This window comes from candidate division WOR-3 bacterium, assembly GCA_029858255.1.
Taxonomy (GTDB): domain Bacteria; phylum Hydrothermota; class Tepidihabitantia; order SM23-42; family SM23-42; genus SM23-42.
Genome location: JAOUFJ010000079.1, coordinates 1 through 2362, shown reverse-complemented (window position 1 = coordinate 2362; position 2362 = coordinate 1). Strand labels below are relative to the sequence as shown.

The window sequence follows — 2362 nt, the reverse complement described above, 5'->3', positions numbered from 1 at the left end:
AAGACATGGTCGGCACCACTTATCTCATTCGCAAGACCGAACTCCCTTATTTGCCGGTCGATTATACGATCGAGCTGGTTGCATTCCAGGCGGCGGTTGCCCGAACCGACACGGCGCTTCATGTGCGTGGCGGCCGGGCCACCGAGGTCCAGTACATGATCGATAACGTTTCGATCATCGACCCCCAGACCGGAGACCCCGCCATTACATTATCGCAGGGTGTGGTCGACGAGGTAATATTTCTTCCGGGTGGTTTCGATGCCGAATACGGTCGCGCCATGTCCGGGATCGTCAATATGATAACGGCACACCCGGCCGATAATCTCAGCACGAAACTATACGGTAAGACCGAAAAGATCATGCCGACCTATTACGATTTCGGATACGAAAATGTTCAATCTTCCATACATTTGCCTGTATCCACAAAACTCAAAGGATTCCTTTCCTTTGATGCGATGACGACCGATGACTGGGACCCGCGTCTGTACCTGCTACCACACAAGGAACGTCAGGATTATTCATTTTACGGAAAATGCTTCTACGCACTCTCCAAAAAAATGACGCTGCGTATTAGTGGAGCCGGTTCACGGACCCAGTTCGACCGCTATTCGAATTTTAGGACTTTCTATAAGTTCCATCTTGATCATTACCGATCAGACATGCGAAAGGGAAATCTGCAAACGATAACGTTGGATTACCTGCCTGACCCACGCCGTTTCCTTAGTATCACGTTGAGCCGGTTGTACACGCGTCGAATCTTCGGAGTCCGCGAAGAAGGAAATTCAGGAATATTCGATGATTATGTTTTCCGCGACTACGAGACCCTCGAGTGGCCTCTGGGAAGTAATGATAATCCCTTCGGAACAACGTACTACGCTGTCATATGTAGAGGCGATTATCCAAGATATGAAGATAAAACATCGACCGTCCTGAGCGCGAGAACAACCGGCAATATCCAAATTCATCGATACCATGAAGTGAAGGCAGGAATGGAATATATTTACCAGGATTTAGAGAACTTCTCCTATTACGTAAGTGATTCACTACACCAGTTTGCCGACCAATACCATTACAGACCCGATGAGTTCGTATTCTATATCCAGGACAACATTGACTATAAGGATCTATACGCCAAAATCGGATGCAGGTACGACTATTTCTCCAGTGATATTGCAGGTGTACAGCCCAAAGGCATATTCTCACCGCGCATCGGTTTTTCTTTCCAGGTGACCGAAGATTTCATTTTCCGTGCCAATATCGGCAGGTATGCTCAGCGTCCTCTCTATGACTACATTTACGCGTTCTACAACATCCTACCTTTTCCATCATACCTGTACAAGTATTTGCCGCAGGTTGGCAACCCCGACCTTGAACCTGAGAAGACCACGAGTTACGAAATAGGACTGCAGGGCGCCATCAGCAACGAGGTAAGCACTACCGTCAACGCATTTTACAAAGATGTTACTGACCTTATCGGCACGCGCTACATTCTCTCGCCGCCTTCCAATGATTATTATTTGTATGACAACATGGAGTATGCAAACATAAAGGGAATTGAAACGATCCTGGAATTCAGAAACGATCTGTTCGACGGAAAAATATCCTACACCCTTTCCTGGACAAGGGGGACAAGTTCGTTTGCCGGTGAATATGCGGATACTGCCCTCACCAATCCGGCGGAAACGTACTATCTCGATTTTGACCAGCGACACAGAATCTTTGTGCAGGGTGTGCTTCATCTACCATACGACGCTTCATTGCATATCTTTGGTTATCTTGGCAATGGTTTCCCTTACACACCGCCCGGACCCGAAGGTAAGTACCTCGAAAGAAATATCCTCTATCTGCCTACCCAAAAGCAAATTGATTGTGTGCTTTCAAAATCGTTCAAATTTGGACCTGTTACCCTAGGCTTTAGTTTCGAGGTACTGAACCTGCTCGATGAACGTTATCAAGTTATCTTTCATGCTCCCATGAAACAGCCAGAACAAATAAAACCGTGGGATTTCAGTGACTATTTAACTTTCACCAACGACTATTATCATCCGGCCGCAGACCTTAATCATGACGGTTTGATCATTCCGTTCGAGCATTATGTTGCTTTCAGAGATCTGATCGAAGCAACTGACGACTGGGCAGCTGCGTACAGCGCGCCGAGAAGGGCAAGGATTGGCGTTTCTATTAGTTACTGATGAATGGAGGCGCATTTTGTTGACAATGTATGTAACACTGTTTATAATCGCGGAGGCTTGAGATGAATTGTTTATTTATGGCGATCGTCCTTTTCAGCAGTGTTACCGGCAAGATCCAGGGCAGGGTAGTTGACGACAAAACCAATGAGCCAATCGCATATGCCAACGTC

1 protein-coding gene is annotated in these 2362 nt (G+C 46.8%); it reads left to right on the top strand.

Translation table 11 applies throughout. The features are described 5' to 3' along the window. Nucleotides 1-2192, top strand: a 2192-nt coding sequence (locus OEV79_12580) for a TonB-dependent receptor (GenBank protein ID MDH4212272.1), incomplete at its 5' end; no start/stop codon positions are given. Between the last annotated feature and the right edge of the window lie 170 nt (nt 2193-2362).